Annotated in this window: 17 protein-coding genes; 10 read left to right on the top strand and 7 right to left on the bottom strand. The window is 59.8% G+C overall.

Annotation, left to right across the window (positions count from 1 at the left end):
* Positions 1 to 4 precede the first annotated feature (4 nt).
* Positions 5 to 1,120, top strand: coding sequence for a uroporphyrinogen-III C-methyltransferase (locus Q669_RS10045; RefSeq protein WP_264673060.1), 1,116 nt, complete (start codon positions 5 to 7; stop codon positions 1,118 to 1,120).
* Positions 1,117 to 2,358 carry a heme biosynthesis HemY N-terminal domain-containing protein gene (locus Q669_RS10040; protein WP_022992123.1) on the top strand — a complete coding sequence of 414 codons (1,242 nt, stop codon included), beginning with the start codon at positions 1,117 to 1,119 and terminating at the stop codon, positions 2,356 to 2,358. Before Q669_RS10045 ends, Q669_RS10040 begins: the two co-directional genes overlap by 4 nt.
* 79 nt (positions 2,359 to 2,437) lie before the next feature.
* Here Q669_RS10040 and Q669_RS10035 read toward each other — a convergent pair whose 3' ends face one another.
* The 3 genes from Q669_RS10035 to rho form a co-directional block, all read right to left on the bottom strand.
* Positions 2,438 to 3,430, bottom strand: coding sequence for a CDP-6-deoxy-delta-3,4-glucoseen reductase (locus Q669_RS10035; protein ID WP_022992122.1), 993 nt, complete (start codon positions 3,428 to 3,430; stop codon positions 2,438 to 2,440).
* Positions 3,431 to 3,443: 13 nt separating this feature from the next.
* Complete coding sequence (gene ubiD / locus Q669_RS10030; protein ID WP_022992121.1) at positions 3,444 to 4,931, bottom strand: 4-hydroxy-3-polyprenylbenzoate decarboxylase; 1,488 nt, start codon at positions 4,929 to 4,931, stop codon at positions 3,444 to 3,446.
* 165 nt (positions 4,932 to 5,096) lie between these two features.
* Complete coding sequence (gene rho / locus Q669_RS10025) at positions 5,097 to 6,359, bottom strand: transcription termination factor Rho (RefSeq protein ID WP_014420346.1); 1,263 nt, start codon at positions 6,357 to 6,359, stop codon at positions 5,097 to 5,099.
* A 355-nt stretch (positions 6,360 to 6,714) separates the two neighbouring features.
* On the opposite strand from rho, the gene moaB reads away from it, so the two are divergent.
* From moaB to Q669_RS10005, 4 genes are read left to right on the top strand one after another with little or no spacing between them, the layout of a single operon-like run.
* Positions 6,715 to 7,287 (top strand): molybdenum cofactor biosynthesis protein B, encoded by a 573-nt coding sequence (moaB, locus tag Q669_RS10020; protein ID WP_014420345.1) that lies wholly within the window; start codon positions 6,715 to 6,717, stop codon positions 7,285 to 7,287.
* Positions 7,288 to 7,299: 12 nt separating this feature from the next.
* On the top strand, positions 7,300 to 8,514 hold the full coding sequence (gene glp / locus Q669_RS10015; RefSeq protein ID WP_022992120.1) for a gephyrin-like molybdotransferase Glp: 1,215 nt from the start codon (positions 7,300 to 7,302) through the stop codon (positions 8,512 to 8,514).
* A 2-nt stretch (positions 8,515 to 8,516) separates the two neighbouring features.
* Complete coding sequence (moaD, locus tag Q669_RS10010) at positions 8,517 to 8,777, top strand: molybdopterin converting factor subunit 1 (protein ID WP_022992119.1); 261 nt, start codon at positions 8,517 to 8,519, stop codon at positions 8,775 to 8,777.
* Position 8,778: 1 nt separating this feature from the next.
* Positions 8,779 to 9,225, top strand: a complete 447-nt coding sequence (locus Q669_RS10005) for a molybdenum cofactor biosynthesis protein MoaE (protein ID WP_022992118.1) — start codon at positions 8,779 to 8,781, stop codon at positions 9,223 to 9,225.
* 171 nt (positions 9,226 to 9,396) lie between these two features.
* Here the strand turns inward: Q669_RS10005 and mobA are convergent, their stop codons facing one another.
* Together mobA and trxA are read right to left on the bottom strand one after the other, a co-directional pair.
* On the bottom strand, positions 9,397 to 9,987 hold the full coding sequence (mobA, locus tag Q669_RS10000; protein ID WP_022992117.1) for a molybdenum cofactor guanylyltransferase MobA: 591 nt from the start codon (positions 9,985 to 9,987) through the stop codon (positions 9,397 to 9,399).
* A gap of 57 nt (positions 9,988 to 10,044) precedes the next feature.
* The gene (gene trxA, locus Q669_RS09995; protein ID WP_011784020.1) at positions 10,045 to 10,371 is read right to left on the bottom strand and encodes a thioredoxin TrxA; all 327 of its coding nucleotides are present in this window, start codon (positions 10,369 to 10,371) and stop codon (positions 10,045 to 10,047) included.
* A 249-nt stretch (positions 10,372 to 10,620) separates the two neighbouring features.
* On the opposite strand from trxA, the gene ppx reads away from it, so the two are divergent.
* Positions 10,621 to 12,171 carry an exopolyphosphatase gene (ppx, locus tag Q669_RS09990; protein WP_412768680.1) on the top strand — a complete coding sequence of 517 codons (1,551 nt, stop codon included), beginning with the start codon at positions 10,621 to 10,623 and terminating at the stop codon, positions 12,169 to 12,171.
* A gap of 12 nt (positions 12,172 to 12,183) precedes the next feature.
* Here ppx and Q669_RS09985 read toward each other — a convergent pair whose 3' ends face one another.
* Positions 12,184 to 14,130 carry an ATP-binding cassette domain-containing protein gene (locus tag Q669_RS09985; protein WP_052000801.1) on the bottom strand — a complete coding sequence of 649 codons (1,947 nt, stop codon included), beginning with the start codon at positions 14,128 to 14,130 and terminating at the stop codon, positions 12,184 to 12,186.
* 42 nt (positions 14,131 to 14,172) lie between these two features.
* Between Q669_RS09985 and Q669_RS09980 the strand changes: the two genes are divergently transcribed.
* The 3 genes from Q669_RS09980 (at position 14,173) to Q669_RS09970 (ending at position 15,954) form a co-directional block, all read left to right on the top strand.
* Complete coding sequence (locus Q669_RS09980; RefSeq protein ID WP_036149388.1) at positions 14,173 to 14,715, top strand: DUF2390 domain-containing protein; 543 nt, start codon at positions 14,173 to 14,175, stop codon at positions 14,713 to 14,715.
* The gene (locus tag Q669_RS09975; RefSeq protein ID WP_022992113.1) at positions 14,706 to 15,086 is read left to right on the top strand and encodes a DUF4124 domain-containing protein; all 381 of its coding nucleotides are present in this window, start codon (positions 14,706 to 14,708) and stop codon (positions 15,084 to 15,086) included. Before Q669_RS09980 ends, Q669_RS09975 begins: the two co-directional genes overlap by 10 nt.
* 136 nt (positions 15,087 to 15,222) lie before the next feature.
* The gene (locus tag Q669_RS09970; protein WP_022992112.1) at positions 15,223 to 15,954 is read left to right on the top strand and encodes an FKBP-type peptidyl-prolyl cis-trans isomerase; all 732 of its coding nucleotides are present in this window, start codon (positions 15,223 to 15,225) and stop codon (positions 15,952 to 15,954) included.
* A 93-nt stretch (positions 15,955 to 16,047) separates the two neighbouring features.
* On the opposite strand, the gene Q669_RS09965 is transcribed toward Q669_RS09970, so the two are convergent.
* A complete protein-coding gene (locus tag Q669_RS09965; RefSeq protein WP_011784014.1) occupies positions 16,048 to 16,527 on the bottom strand; it encodes an Rsd/AlgQ family anti-sigma factor in 480 nt (159 codons plus the stop codon).
* Between the last annotated feature and the right edge of the window lie 47 nt (positions 16,528 to 16,574).

The raw sequence follows: 16,574 nt of genomic DNA, 5'->3' as shown, positions 1-16,574 counted from the left end.
AAGGATGCCCGTGACTGAAACAACAAAACAACTCCCCGCTCCCGTACAACCCGCCAGGCCAGAACGCCCACGCTTGTGGCCAGTGTGGATTGTGGCGGTTCTCGCGCTGATTCTGGCGATTGCCCTTGGGCTCTGGAACTGGCAACAGTGGCAGAAGCACCAGGCCACCCTGCAGGTGGTTCAGGACCTCCGGCAGGATACCAACCAGTTGGAAAGCCTTTACGGCAACCGCGGCAGCGAACAGAGCGAGCGGCTTCAGGCACTGGAAAACCGCGTGGCGGAACAGCGGGAGCTGATTGCCACCCAGCAACGCCAGATCGATCACACCGCCCGCGAATTGCTGGAAGCCGGCAACCGCACCCGCACCGACTGGCTGCTGGCGGAAGCCGAATATCTGCTGCGTATTGCCAACCAGCGCCTGCTGATTGAAAAAGACATCCGCGGTTCACTGTCCGCCTTGGAATCGGCCGACGAGGTGTTGCGGGAATCCGACGATATCGGGGTTTATCCGGTACGCCAGCAACTGGCACGGGAAATCCAGTCCTTGAGAGGCATTCAGGGTGTCGACCGCACCGGGCTATACCTGAGACTGGAGGCTACCATCGCCAGCGTCAACGATCTCACCGACCAGGCCCTGATCAGTGATCAGGCGCCGGGATTCGACATGGTCGAAGACCAGAATGCGCCGTCTGACGGCAGCAACATGTTCACCAGGGGCTGGAACCGGTTCCTGGGCACCCTCAAGGAAGTCGTTGTGATCCGCCGGATGGACGAACCGGTAAAACCCCTGTTGTCTCCGGACCAGAGCGCCTGGGCCCGTCTCAACCTGCAACTGATGCTGGAAGAAGCTGAAATGGCGGTCTTGCGGGGCAATCAGCCACTGTATGAACGCGCTCTGAACAAGGCCATCACCACCATCAACGACTGGTATGACGGCACCAACCCGGCCATTCGCGGGCTCAACGAGACCCTGAACGAACTGGCCGAGCGCAACGTAGACCCGGAACTGCCGGATATCAGCCAGTCCCTGAGCCTGCTGAAGGAGCGGCTGGCGGGGCGCCTGGCCACAGGCGACAACGATGCCGACAGCAAGGCGGCCAACGGGGGCGATGAGTCATGATCCGCGTATTGCTGATCCTGCTGCTTGCCCTTCTGGTGGGCACCGGGCTTTCCCTGGGGTTGACCTACGACCTGGGCTATATCCGCATCAGCCTGGGCAACTACCTGATTGAAACCAATTTCTGGGTCGGGTTGGGGCTGATTCTGGTGATCATCCTGCTGACCGTCACCCTCATCAACACGGTGCGCCGCTTCCGCCAGGGCACCGGTGTGATGGCGGGTTGGATTGCCCGCGGTAATGAGCGCCGGGCCCGGCGCCGGACCACACGAGGCCTCCTGGCTCTGGCCGAAGGCAACTGGCCCCGCGCCCGTAAGCTACTGTCCAGCTCTGCCAGCCATGCCGACACCCCCCTGATCAACTATCTCGCGGCGGCCCAGGCCGCGTTCGAGTCCGGCGACCATGAAGCGGTCGATGAACTGCTGCGCAAGGCCTTTGAAAGCACACCTGGCTCCAGCATGGCGGTGGGGTTGACCCAGGCCCAGCTGCAACTGGCCGGCAACCGGCCCGAGCAGGCTTTGGCGACCCTGCTGCGCCTACGCAAGGAATCTCCACATCACCCGTTTGTCCTCAAGCTGCTGAAGAACGCCTATCTGCGTCTGGAGGACTGGCGCGAGCTGTCCCGTCTTATTCCGGAACTGCGCAAGCGCAGCGTGGTGCCAGAGAGCGAACTGAACGAGCTGGAACGTCAGGTCTGGCAAAACCTGCTGGAACAGGCCGCCGAGGAATGCCAACGCAGCCGCAAGGAAAACCCCGAAGCCAGCCTGGAACCGCTGACTCGCCTGTGGGACGAGCTGCCGGGCTTTGTGCGCCGGGATGAGTACACCATCCGCGACTACGCCCGACTGCTGGCGGGACTGGGTGATGAGGCCCAGGCAGAAACGCTGCTGAGAAAGGTACTGCGTAACCACTGGAGCGACGAGCTGATCAACCTGTATGGCCGGATTCAGGGTCAGGATCCGGAGGAACAGCTATTGATTGCCGAACAGTGGCTGAAACATCGCACCAACAACCCCGAGCTGTTGCTGGCACTGGGCCGGCTCAGCCTGCGTAATGAGCTGTGGGGAAAAGCACGGGAGTACTTTGAAACCAGTCTGAAATTGCGCCGTAATCGTGAAACCCTCGCGGAGCTGAGCCGGCTGAATGCCCATATGGGCGAGGAAGAAGCCAGCATCAAGCTGCTGATGCAGGGGCTGGAAACCGACCATGGCCTGCCCGACCTGCCCATGCCCCGGGCCTGAGACTTCGCAGTCTTTGATTCAGACAAACAACAAGGGCCGGCAAATTGCCGGCCCTTGTTGATAGCGCCCACTGAAACTGTCAGCTGCGGGGAGCATACTCCAGAACATCCGAGAAAAAGGCCTGCTCCGGAAGGCCAGCCTCCACCAGCGCATCCATCAGGGTATACACCATGGTGGGCGAGCCACTGGCATGAACTTCCACGTCCTGCCAATCGAACCCTGAAGCCAGCACAGCTCTGACCAGTTGGTCGTGGTGACCGCCCCAGTCATTGTCTTCATCGTCTCCCACCACCGGCAAAAAGCTGAACGGCGCCCACTCCTCCTGCCACTGCTGCGCGAGAGAACGCAGGTACATGTCCTCGTGCTTGCGCACGCCCCAGAACAGTTTGACTGGCTTCTGGTAACGGGTTTCCCGCAGGTAATCCACCAGGCTTTTCATCTGGGCAAAACCGGTACCTGCCGCCACCAGCAGCAGAGGTTTGTCCGGCATACTGGCCAGGCAGGCCTTGCCATGGGGCAGTTCCACCGTCACATCCTGACCGGAAGTCAGCGCATCGATGACTTTCTGGGCCGAGACCCAGTCGGGCGAAGCCTGGATGTGCAGTTCGATCTGCTCTGCTGAGGGGCTGCTGGCAATCGAGAAATAGCAGGGGTCAGCTCCGGGCAGAATCACCGACAGATACTGCCCGGCATGGAAAGCCACATCCCTCCGCCGGGGTAGCTGCAAGGCCACCCGGTACACATCGTGACTGATGGAACGTACGTCGATTACCTTCGCCTGGTACTGGCGGGGCTGGTAATTTCCTGATGCCATAACGGCGGGTATCTCCAGTTCAAGGTCGGCGAGCGGCCGTGTCCGACACATCATCAGTGGCTCGTCAACCGCGATAGAATGTTGATTTCGGGTATTCAGCGCCCGACCTTTCAGCAACCGGGCCTCACAGATTTCGCACACGCCGTTTCGGCAGGCTGCCGGCACCCGTATTCCGGCTGCGGCCGCTGCAGACAACAGGTCTTCAGCCTGATCCGCACCGTAACCAAGCCCCGATGGCTGCAGGCGTATCCGAAACACTCTTTGCCCCCTGTCAGTCGGGGCGGGCACCGGGAATTTCAATCCCCAGGCTGTCCCAGATGTCATCCACCCGCTGTTTAACCTCGTCGGTCATGGCGATGGCAGTGCCCCACTCCCGGTCGGTCTCTCCGGGCCACTTGTTGGTGGCATCCATCCCCATCTTTGAGCCGAGCCCAGACACCGGCGAGGCAAAGTCCAGATAATCAATCGGGGTGTTTTCCACCAGGGTGGTGTCCCGGGCCGGATCCATCCGCGTAGTAATGGCCCAGATCACGTCTTCCCAGTTACGGGCATTGACGTCGTCATCGGTGACAATCACAAACTTGGTGTACATGAATTGCCGCAGGAATGACCATACCCCCATCATCACCCGCTTGGCATGGCCGGGATACTGCTTCTTCATGGTGACTACGGCAAGCCGGTAGGAACAGCCTTCCGGAGGCAGATAGAAATCGACAATTTCCGGAAACTGCTTCTGCAGGATTGGAATGAACACCTCGTTCAGCGCCACTCCGAGAATAGCCGGCTCGTCCGGTGGCCGGCCAGTGTAGGTGCTGTGATAGATCGGATCCCGGCGGTGGGTAATGCGCTCCACGGTAAACACCGGGAACTGATCCACTTCGTTGTAATACCCGGTGTGATCACCAAACGGCCCTTCCGGCGCCATATCGTCCGGGTAGATAAAGCCTTCCAGTACAATCTCGGCACTGGCCGGTACCTGAAGATCGCTCAGGCCCGCACTCACCAGTTCCGTTCGACTCCCTCGCAGCAATCCTGCAAAAGCATATTCAGACAGCGTATCCGGCACCGGGGTAACGGCACCCAGAATGGTGGCCGGATCAGCACCCAGTGCGACCGCAACCGGATAGGGCTTGTCCGGGTTGGCCTTACGAAACTCCTGGTAATCCAGGGCGCCCCCCCGATGGCTGAGCCAGCGCATAATCAGACGGTTACGACCAATCACCTGCTGCCGGTAGATACCCAGGTTCTGACGTTCCTTGTTGGGGCCACGGGTAATCACCAGCGGCCAGGTCACCAGAGGACCGGCGTCACCCGGCCAGCAGTGCTGGACCGGTATCTGGTACAGATCCACCTTGTCTTTTTCAATCACTACATCCTGGCAGGGTGCCGAGCGCAACACCTTGGGGCTCATGCGCATGACCTGCCGGAATAATGGCAGTTTTTCAATGGCGTCCTTGAAGCCCTTGGGGGGGTCCGGCTCTTTCAGAAACGCCAGCAGCTTGCCAATCTCCCGCAACGCTGCCACATCGTCCTGCCCCATGCCCAGTGCCACCCGTTTCGGTGTTCCGAACAGGTTGGCCAACACCGGCATATCGTAGCCTTTCGGATTCTCGAACAACAACGCCGGACCACCGGCACGCAGGGTGCGGTCGCAGATTTCGGTCATTTCCAGGTGGGGGTCAACTTCGGCAGTAATGCGCTTGAGCTCACCCAGCTTTTCCAGCTGGCTGACAAAGTCCCGAAGGTCGTTGTATTTCATGGTGTGCTCCGTTTCTGGTCTACGGTACTACGGAGTTTTTTCTGGTCTGGATTCAGACCTGAGTTCAGGTATTGGCCTGAGCAGCTTGAATGCTGGGGAGGGAATCCGCCCCGACCACCCGGACATTCCATAAGAACGCCCGCCGGTCGGGAATCGGAGTCAGTATCACCGACGCTTCATGGACTGGAAGAACTCGTCGTTAGTCTTGGTGTCCTTGAGCTTGTCCAGCAGGAACTCGATGGCGGCGGTATCGTCGTCCATGGAGTGCAGCAATTTGCGCAGGATCCACACACGCTGGATGTCGGCTTCGGACATCAACAGGTCTTCGCGGCGAGTGCCGGAGCTACGAATGTTGATGGCCGGGTACACCCGTTTCTCCGCAATCCGTCGGTCCAGATGCACCTCCATGTTACCGGTGCCCTTGAACTCCTCGTAGATCACTTCGTCCATTTTGGAACCGGTGTTCACAAGCGCCGTGGCGAGAATGGTCAGACTTCCGCCTTCTTCCACGTTACGGGCAGCACCAAAGAAACGCTTGGGCTTTTCCAGCGCGTGGGCATCAACACCGCCGGTCAGTACCTTGCCGGAGGACGGAATCACCGTGTTGTAGGCCCGGGCCAGACGGGTGATGGAGTCCAGCAGAATGACCACATCTTTCTTGTGCTCGACCAGGCGCTTGGCCTTTTCGATCACCATCTCGGCCACCTGCACGTGACGGGCCGGCGGCTCATCAAAGGTGGAGGCCACCACTTCGCCGCGCACGGTACGCTGCATTTCAGTCACTTCTTCCGGGCGCTCATCAATCAGCAGCACCATCAGGTGGCATTCCGGGTTATTGCGGGTAATCGACTGGGCGATACCCTGCATCAGCAGCGTTTTACCAGCCTTGGGCGGGGATACGATCAGCCCCCGCTGGCCTTTACCTATCGGCGCTACCAGATCCAGAACCCGGGATGAGAGATCCTCGGTGCTGCCGTTACCGGCTTCCAGCATCAACCGTTCCTGAGGGAACAGCGGTGTCAGGTTCTCGAACAGAATCTTGTTGCGGGCGTTGTCCGGCTTGTCAAAGTTGATCTCGTTGACTTTCAGCAGGGCAAAATAACGTTCGCCGTCTTTCGGAGGACGGATCTTGCCCGCGATGGTGTCGCCGGTACGCAGGTTGAACCGACGAATCTGGCTGGGGGAAACGTAAATATCGTCCGGCCCGGCCAGGTATGAGGCATCGGCGGAGCGGAGGAAGCCGAAACCATCCTGCAGAATCTCCAGTACACCGTCACCGTAAATGTCTTCGCCGCTTTTGGCGTGTTTTTTCAGGATGGTGAAGATCACATCCTGTTTGCGCGAACGAGCCAGGTTGTCGAGGCCCATTTCTTGCGCGATATCGAGCAATTCGGGCACGGATTTCTGCTTGAGTTCAGTAAGATTCATAGTTTGTTGGATTTTCAGGAATGGAAGTAAACGACTGTTGGAATGACAGGGGCGCCCCTGAACGTGTTGATCGAATCAAAAATGAAACAAAGGTGCTGGCAGATGGAGCAACCGGTGTAGATGGAAGCCGGATATTAAATGCCGAAGCCAGAGAGTGGGAACAACTGTTCGCCGGGCAACGGCATCATCGGCCACCTTTAGCGCGAATGTCAAGCCCCTGAATAAAATTAAGCCAGTTTTTGGCATGGGGTTCACTGGTTCTGGAGCTCCCTCTGATGGGTTACTCCCTTCCCAACCACGCAGCAGATCAGGATACTGAGCCTATGATTGATGACAGACTTCCGGAGCCTACCCCATGAGCAGTGATCGCACCAGCGAACTGAAGCCCCTGAACATCGCCCTTCTGACCGTCTCGGACACCCGAGGCCCGGATGAAGACACGTCTGGCCAGTTTCTCGAGGACAGCGTTGTCGAGGCCGGTCACCGGCTTGTGGCCCGCCGCATCCTGCCGGATGACATCTACCTGGTCCGGGCCCTGATGTCACAATGGATTGCCGATCCGGAGATTCACGCCGTCATCATTACCGGCGGCACCGGCTTCCACGAACGTGACAGTACGCCGGAGGCGGTAGCGCCCCTGCTGGATAAAACCATCGACGGATTTGGTGAGGAGTTCCGGCGACTGTCCGCGTCTGAAATCGGCACCTCCACCATCCAGTCCCGGGCCTTTGGCGGCCTGGCCAACCATACGGTTATTTTCTGCCTGCCCGGCTCAACCGGGGCTTGCCGAACCGGCTGGAACGGCATTCTGGCAACCCAGCTGGACAGTCGCCATGGCCCCTGTAATTTCTCTGCTCTGGCCCTGCGCAAGCCGGACCGCCCCTACCAGCGGGTTCAGGAAGTGATTGGCCAGCGTGCCGAGCGATAAACAGGAGGACACATGGTGGCTAACGATCTGACATCGGTTGACGATGCACTGCAACATATTCTTGACCGGGCGCCGGCCATCACCCGAACCGAAGCCGTTGCCTTAACGGACAGCCTCGGCCGGGTTCTGGCGGAGAACCAGTATGTTCCCGCGGATGTGCCGCCAGCGGATAACAGCGCCGTGGACGGCTATGCGGTATGTCTGGCCGATGTCGCCGCCGGCAAACCGATGTCCGTATCCGCCAGAATCCCGGCCGGCGTTGCCCCCGGAACACTGGCACCCGGCACAGCGGCACGGATTTTTACCGGCTCCGAGATTCCCGAAGGGGCCGATGCGGTCGTGATGCAGGAACGGGTGGAACGCACCGACGACATGATTCTGATCCAGGCCGAGGTTTCAGAGGGCCAGAACATTCGCAGGCAGGGCCAGGATCTTGCCCGGGGCGATCTGGCGCTGGCGAAGGGCAAGCGCATTCGCCCCCAGGAAATGGGCCTGCTGGCCTCCATGGGAATCAGCCAGGTTCCGGTCATGGGCCGGCTAAGAGTCGCGGTATTGACCACCGGTGATGAACTGGTGGAGCCGGGCCAGCCACTTGATTCTGGCCAGATATACAACACCAACCGATTTACCCTCATGGGCCTGTTGGCCGAGGCTGGCTGCGAGCTGGTTCTGTGCGAAACCCTTGAAGATACCCGGGAAGCCACCCGCAGCACGCTCGAGTCTGCTGCTGCCAAGGCCGACCTGATCATCACCAGCGGCGGCGTATCGGTCGGTGAGGAGGACCACGTTCGCGCGGTACTGGAGAAATCCGGCAAGCTGTCACTTTGGCGCATGGCAATCAAGCCCGGCAAACCACTGGCGTTTGGCGAAGTGGCAGGCATACCGGTACTCGGTTTGCCGGGCAATCCGGCAGCGGTCCTGGTCACTTTTCTGGTGGTGGCGATGCCTTACATTCGCAAACGCCAGGGCCGGCAGGACCTCCTTCCCGTGGGCGAATCTCTGCCCGCTGGGTTTGACGTAACCTCCACATCTGTCCGCCGCGAGTTTGTACGGGCCCGGAAGCAGGGTTCAGCAGCGGGTCTGGAGGTTGTCGCCTACCCCAACCAGAGCTCCGGCGTCCTGAGTTCCGCCTGCTGGGGCGACGGCCTGGCTGTGGTGCCGGAACACACGGCCATCCGCGCCGGCGATTTGATTACATACTATCCGTTCACCGAATTACTGAGTTAACGATGACAGAACCAACACTGACCGTGCGTTTTTTCGCCCGACTAAGAGAAGAGCTGGGTACCGAAAGCCTGACCCTGCCGGCATCAGAGCACCAGACGGTCGCGGACCTGCTTACCCACCTGGCCAGCCGGGGCGGTGCCTGGGCCCAGCTGACCGGTGGCCAACCGGTGATGGTGGCCATCAATCAGTCCATGGCAAAGCCGTCCAGCCCGGTACAGCCAGGGGATGAGGTAGCCTTTTTTCCACCGGTCACCGGAGGTTGAGATGATTTCAATCCAGACCGACGATTTCGATGCGGGTGCAGAATATGAGGCGCTTCGCGGGACCGGGCCGGGCACCGGGGCCATTGTGACCTTCTCAGGTCTGGTGAGGGATTCCGGGGATCTGTCCGGGGTAACGGGACTGTTTCTGGAGCATTATCCGGGGATGACCGAGCAGGTGATTCAGGGGCTGATTGATGAGGCGGGCCGGCGCTGGGATGTGCAGCGGGCCCGGGTGATTCACCGGGTCGGGCAGTTGGCGCTGGCGGACCAGATTGTGTTTGTGGGGGTGTGCAGTGCCCACCGGGGCGATGCGTTTGCGGCCTGCGAGTTCATTATGGATGCTTTGAAGACGTCGGCGCCGTTCTGGAAGAAGGAGATTACCCGCGAGGGTGAACATTGGGTGGAGCAGAAAGAGGCTGATGTTGCCCGGAGTCGGAACTGGGAGTGAGACGCTTATTGGAGTTTGCCGCCCGGCCGCTGGCCTAGTGGGACCTCCGAAAACCGCTGTGAATACGTCCCTGTACGCTTGCTCTCCGCCATCCATGGCTCCGAGCATTTTCGGAGATCCCACCAGACCAGCACCCTACATATGCAGTCAGCTGATCCAGCCGAGATCATATTAGCGTTCCAACCCCCTAAAATCATTGCGATTCCTGAACACTTCGTCGGTTTCAGGACAATTAACCGCAACCGCCCCCACCGATTCGGCAAATCCCATCACCCGGCGGTTGTCCGAGGCCAGCCAGCGATCCAGTTCCACCATTACATTTACCGGATACACACCGTGCAACGGGTGCAGGCGGCCGTTATGTTCGGCAATAGCCGGGCGGTCGGGTTGGGTTTGCCAGGCGGTGACCAGGGCGCTAAGGGTTCCCGGGGTGATTCCCGGGGTATCACAGGGGCAGACCAGCACAGCTTCGGCACCCTGAGTTTCCGCGGCTTTCAGGCCCGTGAGCAGGCCCGCCAGAGGGCCCTGGTCGCGTAGTTCAGGAGGATCCTCAAGGATACGGCCGGGAGCCAGGCGTTCGTAGTCCGGCAGCGAGCGGTTGGCGCTGACGAAGACGGCCGGGGTGATGGTCCTAAGGGCCTTCAGCACCCATTCGGCCATGGCTCTGCCTTGCCAGGATACGAGGCCTTTGTCCTGGCCGCCCATGCGGGTGCCTTTGCCGCCTGCCAGGAGCAGGCCGATGATTCTGTCGGGTCGGGTCATGGCATAAAAAAACCGCCCGTGAAGCGTTGTTCAGGGGCGGTTTCCTTCAACAGCGGATCAGAGGTTGCTGTCGAGGAAGGCAGCCAGCTGCGATTTGGACAGCGCGCCTACTTTGGTGGCATCCACGTTGCCGTTCTTGAACAGCATCAGGGTCGGGATACCACGGATGTTGAACTTGGGCGGGGTCTGCTCGTTTTCGTCGATGTTGAGTTTGCAGACCTTCAGCTTGCCGTCGTATTCGTCAGCGATTTCTTCCAGAACCGGAGCAATCATTTTGCACGGGCCACACCACTCGGCCCAGTAGTCTACCAGTACCGGAACGTCAGACTTCAGTACATCCTGCTCGAAGGAAGCGTCGGTGACATTAACGATATTTCCGCTCATTACCTTTTCCTGATTCAGGCGCTCCGGGGCTTGGTTTCCGGCCCTGCTGGAGTCGCTATTGACTGTAGTGGACGGTGTTCTCTTTACGGACCGGCCGCCCACCCGGATTAAGACAGACCATTACTTTACGCGATTGCCGGCCCCGATGTGAAGCCGGTTGTATCCACCCCCGGGTTGATCCGTGTCAGTAATGTCCGCAGCCAATTACTGACACACCAGGGAAGTTTCACTTATAGTACGGCCAAGTTCATACCACACAGGACGCCTATCAACGTGACGGCCGCATCCACTGCCGAGAAGCCTGAAACCTCCCCGGACATGCTGGCAGCCATCGATATGGGCTCCAACAGTTTTCATATGGTCGTCGCCCGCCTGGTGCACGGCGAAATCCGCACGGTTGAGAAGATGGGCGAGAAAGTCCAGCTCGGCGCCGGGCTGGATCAGTGCAATCGGCTGACTGAGGAAACCCAGCAGCGGGCCCTCGAATGCCTGAGCCGGTTTGCCCAGCGCCTTCAGGGCATGCCCCCGGAAGCAGTCCAGATCGTCGGCACCAACGCGCTCCGGGTCGCCCGCAATGCCCACGATTTCATTGCCCGAGCCGAGGAGGTACTGGGCTATCCGGTAGAGATCATCGCCGGGCGGGAGGAAGCGCGACTGATCTATCTCGGTGTTTCCCACACCCTGTCAGACGATTCCGGCCGCCGGCTGGTGATTGATATTGGCGGTGGCAGCACCGAGTTCATCATCGGACAGCGTTTCGAACCCCAGGAACTTGAAAGCCTGCACATGGGGTGCGTTTCGTTCCGCAACCGCTACTTTCCGGATGGCAAGATTACCCGGCGCCAGATGGACAAGGCCATTACCCATGCCGAGCAGGAACTGCTGAATATCCGCCAGCATTATCGCTCGGTGGGCTGGCAGAGCGCGGTGGGCTCTTCCGGCTCCATCAAAGCGATTGCCAACGTACTGGCAACCCTGAAGATTACCGACGGTTCCATTAATCGCGAGGGCATGGAGGAACTGCGCAAGCGCCTGGTGAGCATGGGCAAGGTGGAGAAACTGGCCGAACTGGGGGTAAGGGAGGATCGCCAGAGCATTTTCCCGGCCGGCTTTGCCATCCTGATGGCGGCGTTCCGATCACTCGACATCCAGACCATGACCTTTGCCGACGGCGCCCTGCGTGAAGGCCTGTTGTACGACATTGTCGGGCGCATTCAGCACGAGGACGTTCGTGAACGCACCATTGCGGCGCTGCAGGAGCGTTACCACGTAGACCAGGCTCACGGCGCGGCTGTCGAGAACACCGCGATTGCCGCCTGGGAACAGGTGGCAGGGCAATGGGGCCTGCGCACCGCCGCCGACGAAGACGTGCTGCGCTGGGCCTGCCGGCTGCACGAGATCGGCCTGACCATTTCCCACAGCCAGTACCACAAGCACGGCGCCTACCTGTTGCGCTATTCCGATTTGCCCGGCTTCAGTCAGCCGTTCCAGAAGGACCTGGCTACACTGGTCCGGGGCCATCGCCGGAAGTTCTCGGCGGCGGTTTTCGAGGGTATCGAGCCCGAGGACAAACCTCGCCTGACCTATCTGTGCGTACTGGTGCGACTGGCGGTATTGATCCAACACCCGCGCAACCTGGAAGAACCCCCGGCCTTCACCCTTCACGGCCACGACAACCGGCTGGTGATTGAATTTCCCGAGGGCTGGCTGGACAACCGCCCGCTCACTCTGGCGGATCTGGAGAACGAACGGGATTACCTGGCCCGCCAGGACTTTACCCTGGAGATCTCGAGCCGGTAACACCGGCTTGGGTCAGCCGGCCAATTCCGCCTCCAGGTTCTCCACCGTTTCGCTGACTTCCAGCCACTCGGCTTCAACGTCGTCCAGCTCGCGCTTCAGCTCTGTCTGTTCGGCCAACAGTTCCTTGAGTCGAAGCTTTTGCTGGTCATCGTAAAGTCCGGGATCGGCCAGGTTATGCTCCACCGTGGCGAGCTTTTGCTGAAGCTGCTCCATACGGGCCTCAAGCGCTCCCTGTTTTTTCCGCCACGGGCTGAGTTTCTGGCGCAACTCGGCTTCCTGGCGCTTGCGGGCCTTGCGTTCGTCCGCCGTCAGGGTCGCGGGTCCGGCGGTATTAACCGACTTTTCCTGCCCCCCGACCACTTCACGCCGGGGTGGCGATTCCTCATCTTTCCGACGTTCCGCCAGCCAGCGTTCGTAATCCTCCAGGTCGCCCTCGTACTCGCCAACAGCGCCGTCGCATACCAACCAGAATTCATCCACCGTGTTGCGCAGCAAGTGGCGGTCGTGGGATACCACCACGATGGCGCCATCGAAGTTCTGGAGCGCCATGGTCAGGGCCTGTCGCATTTCCAGGTCCAGATGGTTCGTGGGCTCATCCAGCAGCAGCAGATTGGGTTTCTGCCAGGCGATAACGGCAAGCGCAACCCGGGCCTTCTCACCGCCCGAAAACGAGCGAATGGGCGCAAGTGCTTCGTCGCCGTGAAAATCGAAGCCGCCCAGGAAGTCCCGGACTTTCTGCTCCGATGCGGTTGGCGCCAGACGCTGCAGATGCAGGAACGGGCTGGCGTCGAGATCCAGGGACTCCAGCTGATGCTGGGCGAAATAGCCGATGGCCAGATGTTCGCCACAGGTGCGCTCACCACTGAGCAGGGTTCCGGTGCCGCGAAGGGCATCCATAAAGGTGGACTTACCGGCCCCGTTCGGCCCCAGCAAACCAACCCGGGTGCCGGGCAACAGGGTGACATTGATGTTCTTCAGAATGGGCACATCCCCATGGCCCGCGACCCCGTGGCGAATGGACAGCAATGGATTGGAGACCTTGTCCGCGACCGGGAACTCGAAACTGAAGGGTGAGTCCACGTGCGCCGGCGCAATCTTTTCCATCCGTTCCAGTGCCTTGACGCGGCTCTGGGCCTGCCGGGCTTTGGTGGCTTTGGCCTTGAAGCGATCAATAAAGCGCTGGATTTCGGCAATTCTGGCTTGCTGGCGTTCGAAACTGGCCTGCTGCTGGGCCAGTCGCTCGGCGCGCTGACGCTCGAAGGCTGAGTAATTTCCCGTATACAGCACCAATTGCTTCTGATCGAAATGCACCAGATGAGTAGCCACCCGGTCCATGAAGTCCCGGTCGTGAGAAATAAACAGCAAGGTACCCGGATACTTTCTGAGCCAGTTCTCCAGCCACAGACAAGCATCCAGGTCCAGGTGGTTGGTGGGCTCATCCAGCAACAGCAGATCGGATGGACGCATCAGTGCCTGGGCCAGGTTCAGTCGAATACGCCAGCCACCGGAAAATGCGGAAACCGGGCGCCCGGCATCGCTGTCGGCGAAGCCCAGGCCCCTGAGCAGTGTCTCTGCCCGGCGCGGTGCGGACCAGGCTTCGTGAATATCCAGCTCCCCGTGCAGACGGGCAATGGCATGGTCATCACCACCCGCTTCCGCCTCGGCCAGCGCCCGCTCCATTCGCCGCAACTCGGTGTCGCCATCCAGCACAAAATCCCGGGCGGATCTGGACGAAGCCGCGACTTCCTGAGCCATATGGGCAATCCGGCAGCCACCGGGCAACGCCACGCTGCCTTGCTCGGGTGCAAGCTGCCCCAGCAAGAGCTGGAAAAGACTGGATTTGCCGGCACCATTGGCACCAACAATGGCAACGCGCTGCCCCGGTTGCACGGTCAGGTTCACGTTTTCTAGCAACCAGACGCCGCCCCGTTGTAAACTGAGATCGGTTATCGTTAACATAGATTTAATCTATCCATGGATTACTGCCAGGGAAGCGCCAACATGACCGTTCAACAAGCGGAGCCGCTGGAACTTCCAGAACACATGGAACCAGACAATCCGTTATGGCGTTATGCCCTAGCCCAATGGCAGGATCCACAGGTGGCTGAGGCCTGTCTTGAGCTGCAATCCGAGGGATGGAGCGTAAGCCGCATCCTCTGTGCCGGCTGGCTGGCCACGCAGGGTCAGTCGTTCTCTGGCGTTGAGGACGCTAAGGTAACAGAGTGGCGAAGCCGTGTAACCGGTTGCCTTCGCTCCGCCCGCAAGTCTGTTCCCCGAGCCAATGATCATGGCGTGGAGTTGCGGGATACTCTGGCGAGGGCAGAACTGCTGGCCGAACAGCTGGAGCTGGCTCTGGCCTGGCAAACGTTGAAAGAATCCGAAGCGGAGCGCGGAATCATGCAGGAATCAGGCACCATCATCGGGCAGAATCTTGTCGCTGCCGCGCCGTCCGACAACATACCCACGCGGGTAAAACCTCATCTTGAACTTCTGGCCAGCCGGCTTGCAGGCCAGACCACCAGAGGCGGCCCATCATGTTCATGAAATGGCTGATCCGGCTTTCGTTTCCGGCGCTCGGCCTTCTGCTGCTGCTGATTTTCTTCGGCCTCGGCGATCCCGACCAGGTCTCGGAACCGGTGAAAACCGAGCAGGCGACGACGATTCCCTCCTTTGAGGGGTTGCTGCCATCGCCGATTCCCACCGAAGGCCCGGATATCGTTTTCAAGTGGCAGGACACCGATGGCAACTGGCACTATGCCGATCAGCCCCCGGCCCAGGGCCCCTGGAATGCCTTGGCCATTGAGCGCCCAGACCCCGTGCCCCGGAAGCCGCAGACCATCAGCCCGGAAGATGACTGGAAGTCCCCCTACCAGGCCCCCTATTCGCTCAATGGCTCACCCGCCAGCGGTTCCTGACGCGGGTTGCGCATTGCCGCGAAATGAGTCTCTGATTAACACATGTTCAGTGGCATCCGGCTGCTGAACCCGTTACCTTGTTCACTTTCAGAATCCAGGGTCAGAGAGCCCAGAAACACGTGAAAAGGATGAAATGATGAAGAAAACGCTTTTGGCTATCGCCGTTACCGGCCTGATTGCCGGTTGCTCAACAGCCCAGGAGCCGGCAAACGACCCGGCCCTTGAAACCACGCCCGAGAAAGTCAGCTATGGCATGGGATTGGTGCTGGGTGAGCGCATGAGCAACGACTTGCCGGATCTCCAGATGGACCAGTTCCTTCAGGGCATCCAGCATGGCCATGCCGGTGATGAAGACAGCAAGCGACTGACCCGCGAGCAGATCCAGGAAGCGCTGATGGCCTACCAGCAGGAGCTCCAGCAAAAGCAGGAGCAGCAACTGGAAGAACTGGCTCAGAAGAACAAGGATGCCGGCGAGGCTTTCCTGGCTGAAAACGCCGAGCGTGAAGGCGTTGAGACCACAGAGTCCGGTCTCCAGTACGAAGTGATTGAAGAAGGTAACGGTGAGCGCCCAACCGCCGAGGATCAGGTGGAAGTCCACTACACCGGCGAACTGATCAACGGTGAGGTGTTCGACAGCTCCCGTGAGCGCGGGCAAACCGTGACCTTTGGCCTGAACCAGGTGATTCCTGGGTGGACAGAAGGTCTGCAGCTGATGAGCGAAGGTGCTCGGTACAAGCTTTATATCCCGTCTGACCTGGCCTACGGCCCGGGCGGAAACCAGGCTATTGGCCCTAACGAGACCCTGGTATTCGATGTCGAGCTGATCGCCGTGAATCCGGGGCAGGACGACGCCGGTTCAGACGAATAAGCTCTGGCCAGCACTCCGGCAGGCAATAAAAAACCGGCACCATTTCTGGGGCCGGTTTTTTATTGCGGGTAATGCGGTTCCGGGTAGAGGCAATCAGGCCGAAGCCACCTTGCCCGCATGGGCGTTATGCAGATTCTCAATCAGGAAATCTTCCATCTCGAAGCGTGACTCCAGCACTTCTCCAAGCCGTGACAACTCGTTGAACAATTCCTTGACGTCGACCTCGGACAGCTCCCGGCCATCCAGACGATCATTGAAGTTCAATGCCACTTCCGTGGTCTGCTCGATCCGGGGATAGAGCTTTGCTGCCAGTTCGAGACCGCCATCGTTGAACTCACGGGCCTCCTGAATCAGCTGTTCGTAGACTTCAAAGTGGCCGGCCGAAACATAATCCACCAGCACTTCGCACAGGCGGACGAATTTTTCGCGGAGGGCATCGGTCTGGGAAAAATCACTTTCTCCAGACAACTCGCAATACTGAACCAGAAGCTCCTGGCGCTCCTTCAGCCAGCGATCAATCAGCTCGCTGACACCACCCCAACGCTCCCTGGCATTCCGGCAATTCTCCAACATGACGCCTGTCTCCCCTCGGTCAATCCGCCCGTTCTCTGGATCTAGTC

The sequence above is a fragment of the Marinobacter sp. C1S70 genome (assembly GCF_000475355.1).
Lineage (GTDB): Bacteria > Pseudomonadota > Gammaproteobacteria > Pseudomonadales > Oleiphilaceae > Marinobacter > Marinobacter nauticus.
This window is presented reverse-complemented; position numbering and strand designations above follow the sequence as displayed.

What these genes read in the sequence shown, in the direction of transcription:
- Q669_RS10045 (WP_264673060.1), top strand. Translation starts at nt 5, where the DNA reads ATGCCCGTGACTGAAACAACAAAACAACTCCCCGCTCCCGTACAACCC.
- Q669_RS10040 (WP_022992123.1), top strand. Translation starts at nt 1,117, where the DNA reads ATGATCCGCGTATTGCTGATCCTGCTGCTTGCCCTTCTGGTGGGCACC.
- ubiD (WP_022992121.1), bottom strand. Translation starts at nt 4,931, where the DNA reads ATGAAATACAACGACCTTCGGGACTTTGTCAGCCAGCTGGAAAAGCTG.
- rho (WP_014420346.1), bottom strand. Translation starts at nt 6,359, where the DNA reads ATGAATCTTACTGAACTCAAGCAGAAATCCGTGCCCGAATTGCTCGAT.
- moaB (WP_014420345.1), top strand. Translation starts at nt 6,715, where the DNA reads ATGAGCAGTGATCGCACCAGCGAACTGAAGCCCCTGAACATCGCCCTT.
- glp (WP_022992120.1), top strand. Translation starts at nt 7,300, where the DNA reads ATGGTGGCTAACGATCTGACATCGGTTGACGATGCACTGCAACATATT.
- moaD (WP_022992119.1), top strand. Translation starts at nt 8,517, where the DNA reads ATGACAGAACCAACACTGACCGTGCGTTTTTTCGCCCGACTAAGAGAA.
- Q669_RS10005 (WP_022992118.1), top strand. Translation starts at nt 8,779, where the DNA reads ATGATTTCAATCCAGACCGACGATTTCGATGCGGGTGCAGAATATGAG.
- mobA (WP_022992117.1), bottom strand. Translation starts at nt 9,987, where the DNA reads ATGACCCGACCCGACAGAATCATCGGCCTGCTCCTGGCAGGCGGCAAA.
- trxA (WP_011784020.1), bottom strand. Translation starts at nt 10,371, where the DNA reads ATGAGCGGAAATATCGTTAATGTCACCGACGCTTCCTTCGAGCAGGAT.
- Q669_RS09985 (WP_052000801.1), bottom strand. Translation starts at nt 14,130, where the DNA reads ATGTTAACGATAACCGATCTCAGTTTACAACGGGGCGGCGTCTGGTTG.
- Q669_RS09980 (WP_036149388.1), top strand. Translation starts at nt 14,173, where the DNA reads ATGACCGTTCAACAAGCGGAGCCGCTGGAACTTCCAGAACACATGGAA.
- Q669_RS09975 (WP_022992113.1), top strand. Translation starts at nt 14,706, where the DNA reads ATGTTCATGAAATGGCTGATCCGGCTTTCGTTTCCGGCGCTCGGCCTT.
- Q669_RS09970 (WP_022992112.1), top strand. Translation starts at nt 15,223, where the DNA reads ATGAAGAAAACGCTTTTGGCTATCGCCGTTACCGGCCTGATTGCCGGT.
- Q669_RS09965 (WP_011784014.1), bottom strand. Translation starts at nt 16,527, where the DNA reads ATGTTGGAGAATTGCCGGAATGCCAGGGAGCGTTGGGGTGGTGTCAGC.